General features: G+C 64.8%; 18 protein-coding genes. 15 read left to right on the plus strand and 3 right to left on the minus strand.

The annotated features are described in order from the left end of the window. Positions 1-7 precede the first annotated feature (7 nt). From alr to AC56PL_RS22405, 7 genes are all read left to right on the plus strand, one after another. Positions 8-1153, plus strand: a complete 1146-nt coding sequence (alr, locus tag AC56PL_RS22375; protein ID WP_497155176.1) for an alanine racemase — start codon at positions 8-10, stop codon at positions 1151-1153. Next, positions 1153-2202, plus strand: a complete 1050-nt coding sequence (locus AC56PL_RS22380) for an alpha/beta fold hydrolase (RefSeq protein ID WP_495517919.1) — start codon at positions 1153-1155, stop codon at positions 2200-2202. Before alr ends, AC56PL_RS22380 begins: the two co-directional genes overlap by 1 nt. Beyond that, positions 2199-2648, plus strand: a complete 450-nt coding sequence (gene tsaE / locus AC56PL_RS22385; protein ID WP_497155177.1) for a tRNA (adenosine(37)-N6)-threonylcarbamoyltransferase complex ATPase subunit type 1 TsaE — start codon at positions 2199-2201, stop codon at positions 2646-2648. Before AC56PL_RS22380 ends, tsaE begins: the two co-directional genes overlap by 4 nt. A 110-nt stretch (positions 2649-2758) precedes the next feature. Continuing rightward, positions 2759-3421: a tRNA (adenosine(37)-N6)-threonylcarbamoyltransferase complex dimerization subunit type 1 TsaB gene (gene tsaB, locus AC56PL_RS22390; RefSeq protein ID WP_497155178.1), complete on the plus strand. Its 663-nt coding sequence runs from the start codon at positions 2759-2761 to the stop codon at positions 3419-3421. Continuing rightward, the gene (rimI, locus tag AC56PL_RS22395) at positions 3418-3897 is read left to right on the plus strand and encodes a ribosomal protein S18-alanine N-acetyltransferase (protein ID WP_495517916.1); all 480 of its coding nucleotides are present in this window, start codon (positions 3418-3420) and stop codon (positions 3895-3897) included. Before tsaB ends, rimI begins: the two co-directional genes overlap by 4 nt. Continuing rightward, the gene (tsaD, locus tag AC56PL_RS22400) at positions 3894-4925 is read left to right on the plus strand and encodes a tRNA (adenosine(37)-N6)-threonylcarbamoyltransferase complex transferase subunit TsaD (protein WP_497155179.1); all 1032 of its coding nucleotides are present in this window, start codon (positions 3894-3896) and stop codon (positions 4923-4925) included. The genes rimI and tsaD overlap by 4 nt, the downstream gene beginning before the upstream one ends. Before the next feature lie 100 nt (positions 4926-5025). Continuing rightward, positions 5026-5883 carry a class I SAM-dependent methyltransferase gene (locus AC56PL_RS22405; RefSeq protein WP_497155180.1) on the plus strand — a complete coding sequence of 286 codons (858 nt, stop codon included), beginning with the start codon at positions 5026-5028 and terminating at the stop codon, positions 5881-5883. Positions 5884-5890: 7 nt separating this feature from the next. Here AC56PL_RS22405 and AC56PL_RS22410 read toward each other — a convergent pair whose 3' ends face one another. Next, on the minus strand, positions 5891-6334 hold the full coding sequence (locus AC56PL_RS22410) for a MarR family transcriptional regulator (RefSeq protein WP_495517913.1): 444 nt from the start codon (positions 6332-6334) through the stop codon (positions 5891-5893). A gap of 85 nt (positions 6335-6419) precedes the next feature. Between AC56PL_RS22410 and AC56PL_RS22415 the strand changes: the two genes are divergently transcribed. The 3 genes from AC56PL_RS22415 (at position 6420) to groL (ending at position 10129) form a co-directional block, all read left to right on the plus strand. After that, a complete protein-coding gene (locus AC56PL_RS22415) occupies positions 6420-7895 on the plus strand; it encodes an MFS transporter (protein WP_495517912.1) in 1476 nt (491 codons plus the stop codon). Between the two features lie 176 nt (positions 7896-8071). Continuing rightward, entirely contained in the window at positions 8072-8371 is a 300-nt protein-coding gene (gene groES, locus AC56PL_RS22420; RefSeq protein WP_482138334.1) for a co-chaperone GroES, read from the plus strand. A gap of 132 nt (positions 8372-8503) precedes the next feature. Continuing rightward, the gene (gene groL / locus AC56PL_RS22425; RefSeq protein WP_495517911.1) at positions 8504-10129 is read left to right on the plus strand and encodes a chaperonin GroEL; all 1626 of its coding nucleotides are present in this window, start codon (positions 8504-8506) and stop codon (positions 10127-10129) included. 201 nt (positions 10130-10330) lie between these two features. Here the strand turns inward: groL and AC56PL_RS22430 are convergent, their stop codons facing one another. Next, complete coding sequence (locus tag AC56PL_RS22430; protein ID WP_331884365.1) at positions 10331-10627, minus strand: WhiB family transcriptional regulator; 297 nt, start codon at positions 10625-10627, stop codon at positions 10331-10333. Between the two features lie 437 nt (positions 10628-11064). Here AC56PL_RS22430 and AC56PL_RS22435 point away from each other — a divergent pair, with 437 nt between their 5' ends. From AC56PL_RS22435 to AC56PL_RS22445, 3 genes are all read left to right on the plus strand, one after another. Further along, the gene (locus tag AC56PL_RS22435; RefSeq protein WP_495517910.1) at positions 11065-11886 is read left to right on the plus strand and encodes a hypothetical protein; all 822 of its coding nucleotides are present in this window, start codon (positions 11065-11067) and stop codon (positions 11884-11886) included. Positions 11887-12103: 217 nt separating this feature from the next. Beyond that, entirely contained in the window at positions 12104-12691 is a 588-nt protein-coding gene (locus AC56PL_RS22440; RefSeq protein WP_495517909.1) for an RNA polymerase sigma factor ShbA, read from the plus strand. After that, positions 12675-13607, plus strand: coding sequence for an anti-sigma-D factor RsdA (locus AC56PL_RS22445; protein ID WP_495517908.1), 933 nt, complete (start codon positions 12675-12677; stop codon positions 13605-13607). The genes AC56PL_RS22440 and AC56PL_RS22445 overlap by 17 nt, the downstream gene beginning before the upstream one ends. 118 nt (positions 13608-13725) lie before the next feature. Here the strand turns inward: AC56PL_RS22445 and AC56PL_RS22450 are convergent, their stop codons facing one another. Then, entirely contained in the window at positions 13726-14118 is a 393-nt protein-coding gene (locus AC56PL_RS22450) for a DUF5319 family protein (protein WP_482138344.1), read from the minus strand. Positions 14119-14337: 219 nt separating this feature from the next. On the opposite strand from AC56PL_RS22450, the gene guaB reads away from it, so the two are divergent. Beyond that, entirely contained in the window at positions 14338-15870 is a 1533-nt protein-coding gene (gene guaB, locus AC56PL_RS22455) for an IMP dehydrogenase (protein ID WP_495517907.1), read from the plus strand. 99 nt (positions 15871-15969) lie between these two features. After that, entirely contained in the window at positions 15970-17112 is a 1143-nt protein-coding gene (locus AC56PL_RS22460; protein ID WP_495517906.1) for a GuaB3 family IMP dehydrogenase-related protein, read from the plus strand. The last annotated feature ends 15 nt before the right edge of the window (positions 17113-17127 follow it).

Below are 17127 nucleotides of genomic sequence, written 5' to 3' on the forward strand. Positions count from 1 at the left end.
GGACGTGATGAACACTCCGGCACTAGAAGCGCGGATCGATCTTTCGGCGGTCTCGCACAACATTGGCATCCTGCGGGCGCACACCAGCGCCCAGATCATCGCGGTGGTGAAAGCTGACGGATACGGCCACGGCGCCGTCGAGATCGGTCGGGCCGCGCTCGCCGCAGGCGCCGCAGAGTTGGGCGTGACAACGATCGATGAGGCGCTCGAATTGCGCCGCGCGGGGATCACCGCCCCGGTGCTCGCCTGGTTGCATGGTCGCAATGCGGACTTCGTCTCGGCCATCGAGGCGGACGTCCAAGTCGGGATCTCTTCATCTCGTGAGCTCGAGGCGGTGGTGGCCGCGGCACGCACCGCAGGCCGCACCGCATCGGTGACCGTCAAGGTCGACACGGGCCTGGCCCGCAACGGGGTCCACATCACCGAGTGGGACGACACCCGAGACGCTCTGGCGAAAGCCGTTGCCGAGCAGGTGATCACCATGCGCGGCGCGATGAGTCACCTCGTGCGCGGCGACGAGCCGGATCATCCGCTCAATGATCTGCAGGCGCAGCGTCTGGACGAGGCAGCCGACGATCTCGCCCGGATGGGTGCGCCGGTCGAGGTGCGGCACATCGCCAATTCGGCGGCCACCCTGATGCGGCCCGATCTTGCGCGCGATCTGGTCCGTCCGGGCATTGCGATCTACGGGCGCTCACCGATTCCCGATCGCGGTGACTTCGGTCTGATACCGGTGATGACCTTGTCGGCCGAGGTGCTCTCGGTGAAGAAGATTCCTGCAGGACAAGGTGTTTCATACAGCCACAGCTGGGTGGCCCCGCACGACACGACCGTCGCGCTGCTTCCGGCCGGATACGCTGACGGTGTGCCCCGGCTGTTGTCGAACACGCTGAGTGTGCAGATCAACGGTCGCCGACACCCCAACGTGGGGCGGGTCTGCATGGATCAGATGGTCGTCGACGTCGGCCCCGACGGCGGTGGGGTGGTCGCCGGAGATCGCGCAGTCCTGTTCGGGACCGGTGCCGACGGTGGTCCGACCGCGCTCGAATGGGCAGAAGCGATCGGCACCATCGACTACGAGATCATCTCGGGTATCCGTGGCCGCGCGGTCCGGACCTATGTCACCGCACCCGGACGCGGTGAGGTGGTCTGATGGAGCGATCCGGACGGCTCGAGATCCTGGCAGGCACAGCCGGTGTCGCGACGCTGGGTGCGTTGGCGCTCGGTGCCGCGGCCCGCTCCCTGACCCGCAGGCAACCGGCAACCCCCGATCCGAACTCGATCGAGGATTTCGGCCTGATCTACACCGATCACGCGAGCATCGTCGTCGCCGACGATGGTGTGCCACTTGCCGTTCGGGAGGTCGGGCCGCCCGATGCACCGCTGACGGTGGTGTTCATTCACGGGTTCTGCCTGCGCATGTCGACGTGGCATTTCCAGCGTCGTGATCTCGAAAAGCGCTGGGGCGGAGATGTTCGGATGATCTTCTTCGACCATCGCGGGCACGGCGAGTCCGGGCAGGCGTCGGCCGGGTCGTGCACCATCACCCAGATGGCCGCGGATCTCGAAACCGTCCTGCGAACGGTGGTCCCGACCGGACCGGTTGTCCTGGTGGGTCATTCGATGGGTGGGATGGCGATCATGGCATTGGCGAGCCGGCGACCCGAACTGTTCGGGACAAGGGTTCTCGGTGTGGGGCTGGTGGCCTCGGCTGCGCACGGCATCGCGGAGGTGGGTCTGGGACGGGGTTTGCAGAATCCGTTGGTCGATGCCTTCCGGTTGTCTGTCCGGCAGGCGCCGCGCGCGGTGGAGGCCGGACGCGGACTGACCCGGATGCTGATGGCCCCGGTCCTGACGGCCGGTAGTTTCGGATCCACATTCCATTCACCGGCGGTCAGCGAGTTCGTCGAGTCGGTCATCCAGCGAACCCGGATCGACACCGTGGTCAACTTTCTGCGGTCACTCGAGGAGCATGACGAAACAGCCGGACTGGCAGTTCTTTCGGCGATCCCGACGCTGGTCGCGTGCGGATACGAAGACAAGGTCACCCCGCTGCCGAACTCGGTGGAACTGCACAACCGGCTGGGCTCGCGATGCGAGCTGGTCGGCGTACCGGATTGCGGTCACATGGTGATGCTCGAGAACCCGGACGCCATCACCGACGCCGTCGAGTCCTTGGTCGAGCGGGCCTGGCAGTCATGAGCCCGGTCCTGCCACATCAGTGCACCCTGCCGGACGTCGCCGACACCGAGGCCTTCGGCCGCGAACTCGCCGCCGAACTCAACGCAGGCGACGTGGTGATCCTCGACGGACCGCTCGGAGCGGGCAAAACCGCGCTGGCCCGCGGTATCGGAGCCGGACTCGGCGTGACCGGCCGGGTGAGCTCGCCCACATTCATCATCGCTCGCCAGCACCGGGCGGGTACCGAGGGCCGTCCGGGCATGATCCACGTCGACGCGTACCGACTCGGCGGCCTCGACGAACTCGATGCACTCGATCTCGACACCGACCTCGACGATTCGGTGGTGGTGGTCGAATGGGGCGAGGGTGTGGCCGAGCGGCTGGCCAGGCGGCACCTGCTGGTACGCCTCTCGCGCGACATCGACACCGACGAACGCACCGCCTCCTACGGCTGGATCACCGCCTGATCCAGGCACCCCTCCCGCGTGCCCCGATGATGTGGGGTTCTGGCGAACAAAAGCCCAGGTGACCTGCGCCAAAACGGCACATCATCGGAGGACGGGTACGCTGGCTCATCGTGCTTGTGCTCGCCATCGATACCGCCACTCCCGAAGTAGTCACCGGGATCGTTGAAGTGACCCCGGAAACAGGTCAGGTGGCCATCCGCGCTCAACGCAGCGAAGTGACCACCCGCGGTCACGCCGAGATCCTCACCACTCGAATTCTCGAGTGCCTCGACGAGGCCGGTCTGGCGCGGTCCGATCTCGATGCCGTCGTTGTCGGGCAGGGTCCCGGACCGTTCACGGGATTGCGGGTCGGGCTGGCCACCGGTGCTGCGTTCGGTGATGCACTGGGCCTTCCGGTGCACGGGGTGTGTTCACTCGACGGCATTGCCGCGCAGGCAACTGATGTCGCTTCGCTGCTGGTGGTCACCGATGCCCGCCGTCGTGAGGTCTACTGGGCGCGTTACTCCTCCGGTGTCCGGACCCACGGACCCGACGTGATGGCCCCTGCCGAACTCGGTTCCAAGCTGGCCGGTGAGAGGATCGATGCCAGTGCCGGATCGCCGAGTCACACAAGTCTTTACGACTACCCGATCCTGACCCCGACCGCACCGACCGCGGTCGGCCTGGTGACTGTGGCTTTACCCGACCTGCGCGCCGGTGTGGCGCCCGAGCCGCTGATCCCGCTGTATCTTCGTCGGCCCGACGCGGTCGAACTCAAGGATCGAAAGAAATGATCGGACCGCTGCTGGCGCGGGATTCGGCACGATGTGCCCGGATCGAAGCGAAGCTGTTCAGCGAGGACTCGCCGTGGCCTGCCGAGGCGTTTCGGTCGGAAATCCTTGTACCCCACAATCATTACTTCGCCATGCGCGATGGCGAGACGTTGATCGGCTATGCCGGGATCTCGGTGCTCGGCCCCGCCGATGACCCCGAGTGCGAAATCCACACCATCGCCGTCGATCCCGAGTACCAGGGGCAGGGGCACGGCCGGGAATTGCTCGCGACACTGCTCGAGATTGCCGACAGCCGAAATGCGCAGGTGTTCCTCGAGGTCCGGACCGACAACGAGACCGCGATCAACCTGTACCGCCGCAACGGATTCGAACAGCTGGGTGTGCGTCGGGGCTACTACCAGCCCAGCGGAGCCGACGCCTACACCATGCGACGCCGGGCGATCGGTGAGCAGTCACAACCGGGAGATTCACAATGATCGTCATGGGTATCGAGAGTTCCTGCGATGAAACCGGCGTCGGCATCGTCCGGTGGAATCCGGATCAGACCACCACGCTGCTGGCCGACGAGGTGGCCTCCAGCGTCGAAGAGCATGCCCGCTACGGCGGTGTGGTTCCGGAAGTGGCGTCGCGCGCGCACCTCGAGGCGATCGTGCCGACCATGCGACGGGCGCTGAGCGCTGCCGACATCAAGGTGCCGGACGCCATCGCGGTGACGATCGGCCCCGGCCTGGCCGGCGCGTTGCTGGTCGGGGTTGCTGCCGCAAAGGCCTACGCCGCGGCCTGGGATGTTCCGCTCTACGCGGTCAACCATCTCGGCGGACACGTCGCGGTCGACACGCTCGAGCACGGACCGATGCCACCCTGTGTGGCACTGCTGGTATCGGGCGGGCACACGCATCTGCTGCACGTCACCGATCTGGGTGCGCCGATCGCCGAACTGGGTACCACGGTCGATGATGCGGCGGGGGAGGCCTTCGACAAGGTCGCCCGGTTGCTCGGCCTGGGTTTTCCCGGCGGACCGGCGCTCGATGCGGCTGCCGCACACGGGGATCGGAACGCGATCAAGTTCCCGCGGGGAATGACCGGACCCCGCGATGCCCGCCATGATTTCTCGTTCAGTGGTCTCAAGACCGCGGTCGCCAGGCATGTGGAGAAGTGCCGCCGTGACGGTGTGGAACCGCCGGTCGCCGACATCGCCGCGTCGTTTCAGGAAGCCGTCGCCGATGTGCTGACGATGAAGGCGATTCGGGCTTGCGGCGACGTCGGTGTCGACACCCTGGTGCTCGGCGGTGGTGCGACCGCGAACTCGCGGATCCGGTCCATGGCCCGGGAGCGGTGCGATGCCGCAGGCATCACACTTCGTATTCCGAAGCCGCGCCTGTGCACCGACAACGGGGTCATGATCGCCACGTTGGGGGCGCATGTCATCGCCGGTGGGGCATCCCCGTCCGCGTTGACCGTGGCGACAGATCCGGGACTGTCGGTTCAGGTCAGCACCTACTGACCGGCAGTGGTGTGTCACGAGCGGACATCATCGCGCGAGAATCCGTGACAACCACCCACATTGAGCGCATCCTCGTGGTAACCCCTGATGGGAGGTCACGATGGGTGAGCAGGAGAACAACGATCCGTTACGCAATCAGTTGCACGCGATGTGGAACTCGGTGGCCGACGGCTGGGCTGCGCAGATCGATTACATCGAGGAGCGCGGGCTCGCGGTCACCGAGGTGATGCTCGACGGGCTCGCTCTGACGCCCGGAGATCGTGTCCTGGAACTCGCGTGCGGAACCGGAGCGGCCGGAATCGATGCAGCGCGCCGTGTCGGTGCGGCCGGGATGGTGACGATGTCGGACGTGGCGCCGGACATGGTGGAGGTGGCCACCCACCGGGTGAAGCAGCTGGGATTCGCCAACATCGCCACGGCGGTACTGGATATCGAGCAGATCGAGATGCCGGCCGATGCCTTCGACGCGGTGCTCTGCCGGGAAGGCCTGATGTTCGCGGTCGAACCCGCACGTGGTCTCACCGAGATGCATCGCGTGCTCAAACCCGGTGGACGGGTTTCGGTTGCGGTGTGGGCCGCCCGAGAGCGGAATCCGTGGCTCGGAGTGTTGTTCGACGGGGTGACCGCGGAGCTGGGTTTCGAGGTCCCGCCGCCAGGTGTCCCCGGCCCGTTCTCGCTTACCGACAGATCCACGCTCACCGCGTTGATCGATGCGGCGGGGTTTGTCGATGTGACGATCCAGGAGGTTGACACCCCCTGTGTCGCAGCAGATTTCGATCAATGGTGGGAGAGGGTGTCGGCGATGTCGGGGCCGCTTGCCGCGATCATCAAGAATCTTGCACCCGAAGTGCGGGACTCGCTGCGCAGCCGGTTGCGAAAATCGGTTGCCGAGTATCAAACCCGTGACGGTATCGAATTGCCTGGCGTGGCAATGGTTGCCGCGGCCAGACGCCCCTGATTCAACGTCAGGGATTTACCTCTTCTTGGTGTAATCCCGTTGCACCGCACAGGGACCCGGTGTTGTTGTCGTCGGCCTCGGCTCGCAGGATGGCGCGCTGGACCGGTTTGGCGGCCTCGTACCTGGCCCGCCCGGCGTCGGACAGTTCGGTGAACACCGACCGGCGGTCGGTGTCGCACATCGACCGCTCGACGAGGCCGTCCTTTTCCAGGCCGGATACCAGCCGCGACAACGCGCTTTGGCTCAGATGGACCTGGCCGGACAGTTCGTTCATCCGCATCTTGTGGTCGGCGGCAGTGGCGAGGAGTTCGAGCACCTCGAACTCGCTGCTCGAGATCTGTTGGCAGGCTTGCAGTTCGCGGTCGAGGTCGCACTGCAGTTTGTGATAGCGCACGGACAGCGCGTGCCAGGCCCGGGCCAGCTCGTCGTCGCTTCGGTGCGGGTGTGACATAGCCGCATATTAGCACATGCAAGGGCATTAAATGCAGGTACATTTTATGTAGACGAATAAGATGCAACTGCATATAGTTCGTCGCATGACAGTTGAGCTGAAACGAAACACTGCACAACCGCGGCGGACCGATTCCGGGCAGCCGCCCGACCATGTCACCGCAGCCGGTGGGTGGAGCCGAAAGACGTGGATCTTGCTTGTCGTCCTGGCCGGGGCGCTGTTCCTCGACGGACTCGACATCTCGATGGTGGGGGTTGCGTTGCCGTCCATGGGGGCCGACCTGGGCATGGACCAATCGCAACTGCAATGGATAGTCAGCGGCTACGTGTTGGGTTACGGCGGGTTGCTGCTGCTCGGGGGACGTGTCAGCGACCTGCTGGGCCGCCGGAAGGTGTTCCTGGCTGCCCTTGCGGTGTTCGGCGTCGCCTCGGTGATCAGTGCGGCGACCGAGATCGACAACCTGATCATCGCCCTGAGGTTCGTCAAGGGTGTGGCGGCCGCGTTCACGGTTCCGGCCGGACTGTCGATCATCACCACCACCTTTGCCGAGGGGCCCGCGCGGAACAAGGCGCTCTCGATCTACACGGTCGTCGGTGCCAGCGGCTTTTCACTTGGTCTGGTCTTCGGTGGATTGCTCACCGAATTGTCCTGGCGTGCAACGTTGATCTTCCCCGGACCGGTGGCGCTCCTGCTGCTCGTTGTCGGTGTCAGGGTGATCCCGCGGTCGGCGCGGACAAACTTCACCTGGGCCCAATTCGACGCAGCCGGTGCGATCACGTCGACCGGGGCATTGCTCAGCCTGGTCTATGCGGTGGTTCGAGCTCCCGACAGCGGATGGCTGGCACCGTCGACCATCACCCTGTTTGTTGTCTCTGCGCTGTTGGCTGTCGCATTCGTGGCCATCGAGATGCGCCATCGTCACCCCCTGCTGCGTTTGGGGATCCTGCGTTCGATCGCACTTGTCCATGCCAACTTCTCGGCGGCGGCGATGTTCGGTGGGTACGTCGCGTTCCAGTTCGTGGTGACGCTGTATCTCCAGGATTCGCTTGGCTGGTCACCTCTGGAGATGGCGCTGGGTTTCCTGCCCGCAGGGGTGTTGGTCGTGGCGAGTGCCGTATTCATGGATCGGGTGCTGGACCGCGTCGATACCAAACTCCTGATCTCCGGCGGATTCGTGGCCTTTCTGGTCGGCTACCTCTGGTTCCTGCGGGTCGAACCGGGGACGAGCTACGTGGTCTTCCTGCTGCCCACGGTCATATTCCTCGGTGCGGGCTTTGCCGCGACCTTCCCGTCGGTGAACTCGCAGGCCACCGCCGGTGTTGCCGACGAGGAGCAGGGACTTGCCTCGGGTCTGGTCAACACCAGCATCCAGATCGGTGGTGCCCTGATGATGGCCGTGGTCACCGCCATTCTGGGCAGTTCTGAGCCCGGAAGGCCGGGAGAACTCATCGGCGGAATGGTCCCGGCGATCACCGTGATCGCCGTACTCACGACGGTCGCGTTGGTGATAACCGTCGGCGTGATCGTCGCCCAGCGGCGCCGGGTGGCGGTCCCGGCTTGAGGACTTGCACCCTCGGACCTTGAGTGCTGGCACTCGCATGTATAGAGTGCTAGTCGGCGCCCAGTGAGGTTCCGGCACCCGCGACGACGGGACCGATCCAGGCGCCGAATACGTGTCAGACACAGCTACGGGTCCACCTCGGGCCCGAACTACCCCGAAAGTGGAGGGCTCACATCGTGGCGAGCGTGAACATCAAGCCGCTTGAGGACAAGATCCTCGTCCAGGCCAACGAAGCCGAAACGACGACTGCGTCCGGCCTGGTCATCCCGGAAACGGCGAAAGAAAAGCCGCAGGAAGGCACCGTTGTCGCCGTTGGCGAAGGACGCGTGAACGAGCAGGGCAACCGGATCCCGGTCGACGTCAAAGAAGGCGACACCGTCATCTACAGCAAGTACGGCGGCACCGAGATCAAGTACTCCGGCGAGGAGTACCTGATCCTGTCCGCGCGTGACGTGCTGGCAGTCATCTCCAAGTAAATTCTGGTCTCGAGCGATCGAACCTGAATTGGATCACCGCCCCGGCGTCCCCCAGCGGGGCTGCCGGGGCGGTTCTGCATCTGCGATCACCCAACTGACCAGACCACTCACTTTCTAGGAGCCACAACACCCATGGCCAAGCAGATCGAATACAACGACGAGGCCCGGCGCTCGCTCGAACGCGGCGTCAACCAGCTCGCCGACGCCGTCAAGGTGACACTGGGACCCCGCGGTCGGCATGTGGTGCTGGCCAAGGCATTCGGCGGACCCAGCGTCACCAATGACGGCGTCACCATCGCCCGTGAGATCGACCTCGAAGACCCGTTTGAGAACCTCGGCGCGCAGCTCGTCAAGTCCGTTGCCACCAAGACCAACGATGTCGCCGGTGACGGCACCACCACCGCAACCGTTCTTGCACAGGCCATCGTCAAGGCAGGCCTTCGCAACGTGGCCGCAGGCGCCAACCCGATCGAACTCGGATCGGGCATCAGCAAGGCTGCCGACGCGCTGTCCGAGGCCTTGATCGCTGCCGCGACCCCGGTCGAGGGCGCACAGGCCATCGCGCAGGTCGCCACGGTCTCTTCGCGCGACGAAGAGGTCGGCGAAATGGTCGGACGCGCGATGGAGCGGGTCGGTGTCGACGGTGTCGTCACCGTCGAGGAGAGCTCGGGTCTGATCACGGATCTGGAAGTCACCGAAGGCGTGCAGTTCGACAAGGGTTACCTGTCGCCGTACTTCGTCAATGACATCGACAGCCAGGAAGCCGTCCTCGAAGACGCGCTGGTACTCATCTACCGCGACAAGATCAGCTCATTGCCCGATTTCCTGCCGTTGCTGGAGAAGATCGCCGAGTCCGGTAAGCCGGTGCTGATCCTCGCCGAAGATGTCGAGGGCGAGCCGCTGTCGACCCTGGTTGTGAACTCGATCCGCAAGACGATCCGCGCGGTGGCCGTCAAGGCGCCGTACTTCGGTGATCGCCGCAAGGCATTCCTCGAGGATCTGGCCATCGTCACCGACGGCACCGTCATCACTTCGGACATCGGCATCACCCTCGCCGATGCCGGTCTCGACCTGCTCGGCAGCGCTCGCCGGATTGTTGTCACCAAGGATTCGACCACCATCGTCGACGGCGCCGGGACCACCGAGGCCATCGCCAACCGGGCTGATCAGCTTCGTCGCGAGATCGAGGCCAGTGATTCGGATTGGGATCGGGAGAAGCTCGCCGAGCGGCTGGCCAAGCTTGCCGGCGGCATCGCCGTCATCCGGGTCGGCGCAGCCACCGAGACCGCACTCAAGGAGCGCAAGCACCGGGTCGAGGACGCGGTCGCCGCGGCCAAGGCCGCTGTCGAGGAGGGCATCGTCCCCGGCGGTGGATCTGCCATCGTGCAGGCATCCGCAGCTGTTCTCGACGATCTCGCAGACAGCCTTTCCGGTGATGAGGCACTTGGTGTCCGGGTGGTCCAGAAGGCCGCTTCGGCGCCCCTGTTCTGGATTGCCACCAACGCCGGAGCCGACGGCGCCGTCGTGGCCTCCAAGGTCGCCGAGCTGCCTCGCGGCCACGGGTTCAACGCAGGCACGCTGACCTACGGTGATCTGCTCGCCGACGGAATCGTAGATCCGGTGAAGGTGACCCGTTCAGCGATTGTCAACGCTGCATCTGTGGCGCGAATGGTGCTCACCACTGAAGGCACGATCACCGAGAAGCCTGCCGACGAACCTGCCGGTGACGGACACGGGCATCACGGACATGCTCACTGATTCATGAACAAAGGGCCTCGAGCCCAGACAAACAACGGTGCCCCGGCTGGATTTCGCCGGGGCACCGTTGTTTTGTCAGCAGTTGGAAATCTCGTGATGGCCGAGATATCACGTCAGTGCCAATTGTCTTCACACTGATTTGAAGTGGCCGACATCAAGAAGTCGGCTTGGAAGTCACTCGTGGTCGATGGTGTGCGTTGCTCAGCTCGCGATGCGCCGGCCGACGCCGCGCTTCATCAAGATCCCACGCTCGGACTCGGACAGTCCGCCCCAGATGCCATACGGTTCTGCGACGGCCAACGCGTGCTCACGGCAGTGCGCCACGACCGGGCACTGGTGGCAGAGTTCTTTTGCCCGACGCTCACGTTGGGCGCGGGCCCGTCCACGCTCGCCGTCCGGGTGGAAGAACATCGATGAGTCGATTCCGCGGCACAAGCCCTTCATCTGCCAATCCCAGATGTCGGCGTTAGGTCCTGGGAGGTGGTTTGGTTGAGGCATCTGCTGCTCCTCTTTGACGTGCCTTTGCGGCTTAATTGTGAGCGTTATGAAACCGATTCGACGTTTTTCCATGTCGTCCTGCACACCGTATGCAAATGGGTGAAATGGAGTCAATAGCCCGATATTTAGGGCTACCGCGGAGAAAAGTTAGACCGGTGTTAACCATTCGTTTATTGACGCAGAGCCAACTGTCATGTGGCTGATGTGGTGCAAAGGGATCACGTTTGTGGACATCACCGCAGCTCAAAGCCCTGGATTGGGCGAACGTGGAGTAGTGGTGTCACGGATGTCGTTCGTTACGAAGGCACGCGGGCTCTGCGTCCGATTAACATGTCGGAAATCGCTTGGCCATCTATCGTCAACGTTCCGTCGACGTTTCGGCTGACGCAGGTACGTTAAATCTGCGCTAATTCGATTGTTACGAGCTCTGGAGAGCGATGCAGATCACATTACCCGCTATTGCGTTTGGCGGCAGCGCGAGCGCGCAAGAGATTCCACCGGCAGGCGGTGCGTGGTCGCGGTGGTTCCGGGCCGTCGCTCTCGGTGGCCAGGGCTTCTATGCCGCTGCCGCGACCGAGTTGCGCCGGATCGACGGTGACGGCGGTGGTCCGGCGCTGCGGTCGCTGGCTGCGAGTACTCGCGCCGCTCACCTGAGGCAAGGTGGCCGACACCATCGCGCGGCGGATCACGACGGCGCCGCTCTCCAGATCGCGGGCCTGCGAGACCTGGGCGACACCGAATTGACGACGGCAGCGTGTGATGCCCTGACCGGACTGGCCGCCGACGATCTCGGGCGAGGCATGTTCACGGCCGCGGAGCGACTTCTCGGACGTGTGGAGCAGATACTCGCTGATCGCCACACGGATCCCGGCGGTGATTCGGGGGACTGGATCTGGGGTCCTCGCCTGGAATTGCGGTTGCGCTGGGTGCGGGCTGAGCTGGCGATGTACACCGCGGACCCGGTGGCGGCGTCCGAACATGCCGCTGCCGCAGAGGTGATCGCTTTCGCGGGCCCGTCGTTGCGACATAGGATCAAGACCGATTTGATCTGCGCGGCTGCCGCAGCGGCGGCGGGGGACACTGCGGCCGCCGGTGATCGCGCGCTACGCGTTGCCGGTGCAGCAGCGGCGGCCCGTCAACTGCCGCTGGAGTGGGCGGCGGCGAAACTACTGGAGGGGATCGGGGCGGGGGAGCACTGGGCGGGACAGGCCGAGCGGCTGGGCTGTGTACTCGCGGGACGGGGTGGGGCGATGGGTTAGCGTCAACGGCGCGATGCCGGAGGCTGGCTAAGCTGACTATTCATATGAATCAACAAACAGGGGCCGTCTCCTGCGGTCATATGAGCGGGGGCGTTTCACTGGGGGTGATCCCCCTCGGGTCGTCGGGGGAAAGCTCCTCCATCGGTCCGCGGGGGGATGATCCTGGCATGGACACGGGACATTCGACGAAAAAGTAACGCGGAGACTTCAACGAGCGATGATTTTTACAGGTGACGAGTTGGACCGGGCGGTTACTGCGGCAACGCAGGGCGATCGGTCAGCTCTCTCCGACGTATTAGAGAGTGTCCGTCCCATGGTTGTGCGCTATTGCAGGGCCCGGGTCGGGGGTGGTGAGCGACATTCGCTCTCTGCCGACGACGTTGCGCAGGAGGTCTGTATGGCCGTCATGACCGCGCTGCCCAGGTATCAGGATCAGGGCAGGCCGTTCATGGCGTTTGTGTACGGCATCGCCGCGCACAAAGTCGCGGACGCCCATCGGGCGGCCGGCCGGAACAAGTCCGAACCGGTCGACGAATTACCTGAACAGATGGCAACGGACGGTGGCCCGGAACAGCGGGCCATCGATTCAGACGCGGGTCGGCGGATGAACGCACTGCTGACCAAGCTTCCGGAGAAGCAACGAGAAGTCCTGGTACTGCGAGTGGTCGTGGGGTTGTCTGCAGAAGAGACGGCCGCCGCCATCGGCAGTACCGCGGGCGCCGTGCGGGTGGCCCAACATCGGGCGCTCGCAAAGTTGAAGAAAGAGATCCTGAAAGGTGGTGAGGGTAGTGTCCAAAAAGCGTGATCGCCGAGCAGGCGGCAACGCCAACGGTTCCGGAGCCATGCCCTCGCCGGATGATGCCGTGCGCGGCGAAGACTCGATCCCGGTGGATCTCGGTGCTGTTCGCGCCGATGACGAGTTCATCGAGGCACTGCTGTCGAAGCCGATCGTTCCGACTCGGTCGCAGGTCGACTACGAACTGGCCGGGCTGCTCTCGACGTGGCGTGATGACGTCGTGGCCCAGCCGATCAGAGAGAAACCCACGCTTGAAGATGTCGAGGCCGGCATCGCCGCAGCCACGCGGCGCCACGCTACGCAGCGACGTTCGCTGCGTATCGCGCGTTATGCCGGGGGTGCGGTGGCCGCGGTCGCCCTCATCTTCGGCGGTGTGAGCGTGGTTGCCCACAACGCGACGCCCGGTGACCCGCTATGGGGTGTCAAAGAGGTCATGTTCGGTGCGGATGCGTCATCCACGCTGGCCATGGCAGACGTCGAGGCCAACATCGACCGTGCCGCGGAAGCGTTTGTGGCCGGCGACAAACCGGCCGCGAGAAAGTACCTCGACACCGCCGAATCGATGCTCGATGACGTGCGTGACGCCGGCGACCGAGCGTCCCTGGAGCGCAAGATCGACAAGATGCGCGGCCTGTTGGGCGATCCGACATCGAAGACGTCGACTGCGCGATCGGGATCGACCAGCTCGAGTACGCCCCAGGCGCCGTTGACCATCACACCGAGCGCACCCACAGAAACTGTGACGGTTCCGCAGGAAACAGTGACGGTCATACCTTCGGAGACCGCCGTGAGCGAACCCGTGCCGTCGTCGTCGGAGACGGAACCGCCGCCCACGATCGTCAGTGAGCCGTCGACCTCAGAGCCGCCACCGCCGCCGCCGTCGAGCGCTCCGAACAGTGAAGTCCCGGTGGTTCCCCCGGGCTGATGCCGACCGGACTGCTGGTGATCGGTCGAGAGATCACCAGCAGTTTTCAGTGCGCGTCAGGATCTTCAGTGCACGGCAGGATTGGTCGCTTCACGCGGACCGGTGGCGTCGCGCAGTTTCAGTCGTCTTCGCGGACGTGCATCATCGCGTCGGCGTATCCACGGCAGTAGTCCCACGTGACATATGCCTCTGGCGACGGATCGACGGCAGGCTCGTGCGGTCGCACGGTTCCCTCGACGAGGAGCTGCAGCAGATTTGCGCGCAGCATGTCCCAGTCGTGGTAGTGGTCGAGCTGGCAGTCGTCGCAGATCACAACGAGGCCGCGGACACCACGGCGATTGAGTAATGCCTCGTAAACGGCGAGGTCGGCGAGGTCTTCCTCGATCGCCATCCGCTCACCCGCGTCCAAGGGCTCTCCGGGAGGGGCCGCATCGAGCGCTGCCGATGGGTCCCCTCGGGGATCGTCGGCAAAAGGATCCGGTGGCAGGCCCGGTGGCAAATGGTCTCGCACCCTGACCACGGTAGTCAGCCGCACCCCACCAGCGCCACTCTGCGCACGGGGTGGCGAAAAGTTTCCGTTGCGCAGATGACACTGCGACGGCGATATCGCGGTGTGATGGGCGGCTCCGCTGCCGTGGCAGGGGTTGCACTTTCGAGCAGATAGGATAGGGGCATTCAAACGACTGTGCTGTCTCACGACGATGGCCCGACCGGAATGAGCGTGCCCGGAATGAACAATCAGATAGCCGGCCCAGCCCACGTGTGGACCGGTGGTGACGATCCGAACAAGGTGGCCATGCTCGGCCTCACCTTCGACGACGTTCTGCTGCTTCCTGCCGCCTCTGATGTCATTCCGAGTGACGTCGACACGTCCACGAAGCTGACCAGGGAGATCACCCTGCGGGTGCCGCTGGTGAGCTCCGCGATGGACACCGTGACCGAATCCCGGATGGCGATCGCGATGGCCCGTGCCGGTGGCATGGGCGTCCTGCACCGCAACCTGTCGATCGAGGCGCAGGCAGGACAGGTCGAGACCGTCAAGCGGTCCGAGGCCGGCATGGTCACCAATCCGGTCACCTGCAGTCCCACCGCCACGCTGGCGGAGGTCGACGCGATGTGTGCCCGGTACCGGATCTCCGGTCTGCCGGTCACCGACGAGGCCGGTGAACTGGTCGGCATCATCACCAACCGGGACATGCGGTTCGAGGTCGACCAGAATCGTCCGGTCGCCGAGGTCATGACCAAGGCGCCGTTGATCACCGCGCAAGAAGGTGTCTCGGCAGAGGCCGCACTCGGACTCCTGCGTCGGCACAAGATCGAGAAGCTTCCCATCGTCGACGGACATGGACGGCTCACCGGCCTGATCACCGTCAAAGACTTCGTGAAGACCGATCAGCATCCCCTCGCCACCAAGGATGCCGATGGTCGGCTGCTCGTCGGTGCGGCCGTCGGTACCGGCGGCGATCAGTGGAGCCGCGCGATGGCCTTGGCCGACGCAGGCGTCGACGTGATCATCGTGGACACCGCCCACGCGCACAATCGGCTGGTGCTGGAGATGGTCAGCAAGCTCAAGGCCGAGGTGGGATCCAAGGTCCAGATCGTCGGCGGCAACGTGGCGACCCGCGCGGCTGCTGCCGCACTCGTGGAGGCCGGTGCCGACGCGGTCAAGGTCGGTGTCGGACCCGGATCGATCTGCACGACCCGCGTTGTAGCCGGAGTCGGTGCACCCCAGATCACCGCGGTCATGGAGGCCGTCGCGGTCTGTAAGCCGGCCGGGGTCCCGGTGATCGCCGACGGCGGTCTGCAGTTCTCGGGTGACATCGCCAAGGCGCTGGCCGCCGGTGCATCAACCGCGATGCTGGGATCGCTCCTGGCGGGGACCGCAGAGTCTCCCGGCGAGCTGATCCTGGTGGGCGGCAAGCAGTTCAAGAGCTACCGGGGCATGGGCTCGCTCGGTGCGATGCAGGGTCGGGGTCAGGCCAAGTCGTACTCGAAGGACCGCTACTTCCAGGACGACGTGCTGTCGGAAGAGAAGCTGGTCCCCGAGGGCATCGAAGGCCGGGTTCCGTTCCGCGGACCGTTGTCCCAGGTGATCCACCAGCTCGGTGGCGGACTCCGGGCAGCCATGGGCTACACGGGCTCGAGCTCGATCTCCGACCTGCAGAATGCGCAGTTCGTGCAGATCACGGCAGCCGGTCTCAAAGAAAGCCATCCGCACGACATCACCATGACCGTCGAGGCACCCAACTACACTTCCCGATGAAAACCTGGTCGGCGGCGAGCCGACGGTCCGGGGAGCGGTCAAATCAGCTGGTCGGCATCACCACTGTGTGATGCGCAGCGGCAACGAAAGGCACAACACGTGCGCGATCATGTGGACATCGGCATGGGCAGGACTGCCCGGCGGACATTCGAACTCAGTGACATCAACATCGTTCCGTCCCGCCGGACACGTTCGTCCAAAGAGGTGTCGACCGCCTGGCATCTCGACGCATACCGGTTCGACACGCCGATCCTGAGTCATCCGACAGACGCGCTGGTCTCGCCGCAGGTCGCCATCGAGCTGGGTCGGCTCGGCGGACTCGGTGTGCTCAACGGTGAAGGTCTGTGGGCGCGGCACCGCGACGTCGAAGACAAGATCGCCCAGGTCGTGGAGATCGCGGAGAACGAGATCGATCCGTCGGCCGCGGTTCGCAAGCTGCAGGAACTGCATGCCGCGCCGATCGACCGGGATCTGCTGGGTCAGGCCGTCAAGACGATCCGCGATGCCGGTGTGACCACCGCGGTCCGGGTCAGTCCGCAGAATGCGGCCGAATTGACCCCGGTGCTGGTGGCAGCAGGAGTCGAATTGCTGGTCATCCATGGCACGATCATCTCCGCCGAACATGTCTCGCAAGAGGATTCGGAACCGCTGAACCTGAAGACGTTCATCGCCGAGCTCGATGTCCCGGTGATCGCAGGCGGTGTGCACGACCATCGCACCGCGTTGCACCTGATGCGGACCGGAGCGGCTGCGGTCATCGTCGGATACGGATCGACCATGGGATCGACCACGACCAGTGAAGTGCTGGGCATGGGTGTGCCGATGGCGACGGCGATCGCGGACGCCGCTGCGGCACGACGCGAGTACCTGGACGAAACCGGCGGGCGCTACGTCCACGTCATCGCCGACGGCGACATCAACACCTCGGGTGAGCTCGCGAAGGCGATCGCCTGTGGCGCCGATGCCGCGGTACTGGGCAGTCCGTTGGCCGCCGCGGCGCAGGCGCCCGGTCGTGGCTACTACTGGCCGGCCGCGGCAGCGCATCCGTCGATGCCACGTGGCGCGCTCTTGCCGGTGGCCTCCGACGAGGGACGTCCATCCCTCGAGACCGTCCTGCACGGTCCGACGGACGATCCGTTCGGTCACCTGAACATCGTTGGCGCACTTCGTCGTTCCATGGCAAAGTCCGGCTACTCAACTCTCAAGGAGTTCCAGAAGGTCGGGCTTTCGGTCTGCGACTGAGAGCGGGGTCGACCG

Source organism: Williamsia sp. Y721, from assembly GCF_059683565.1.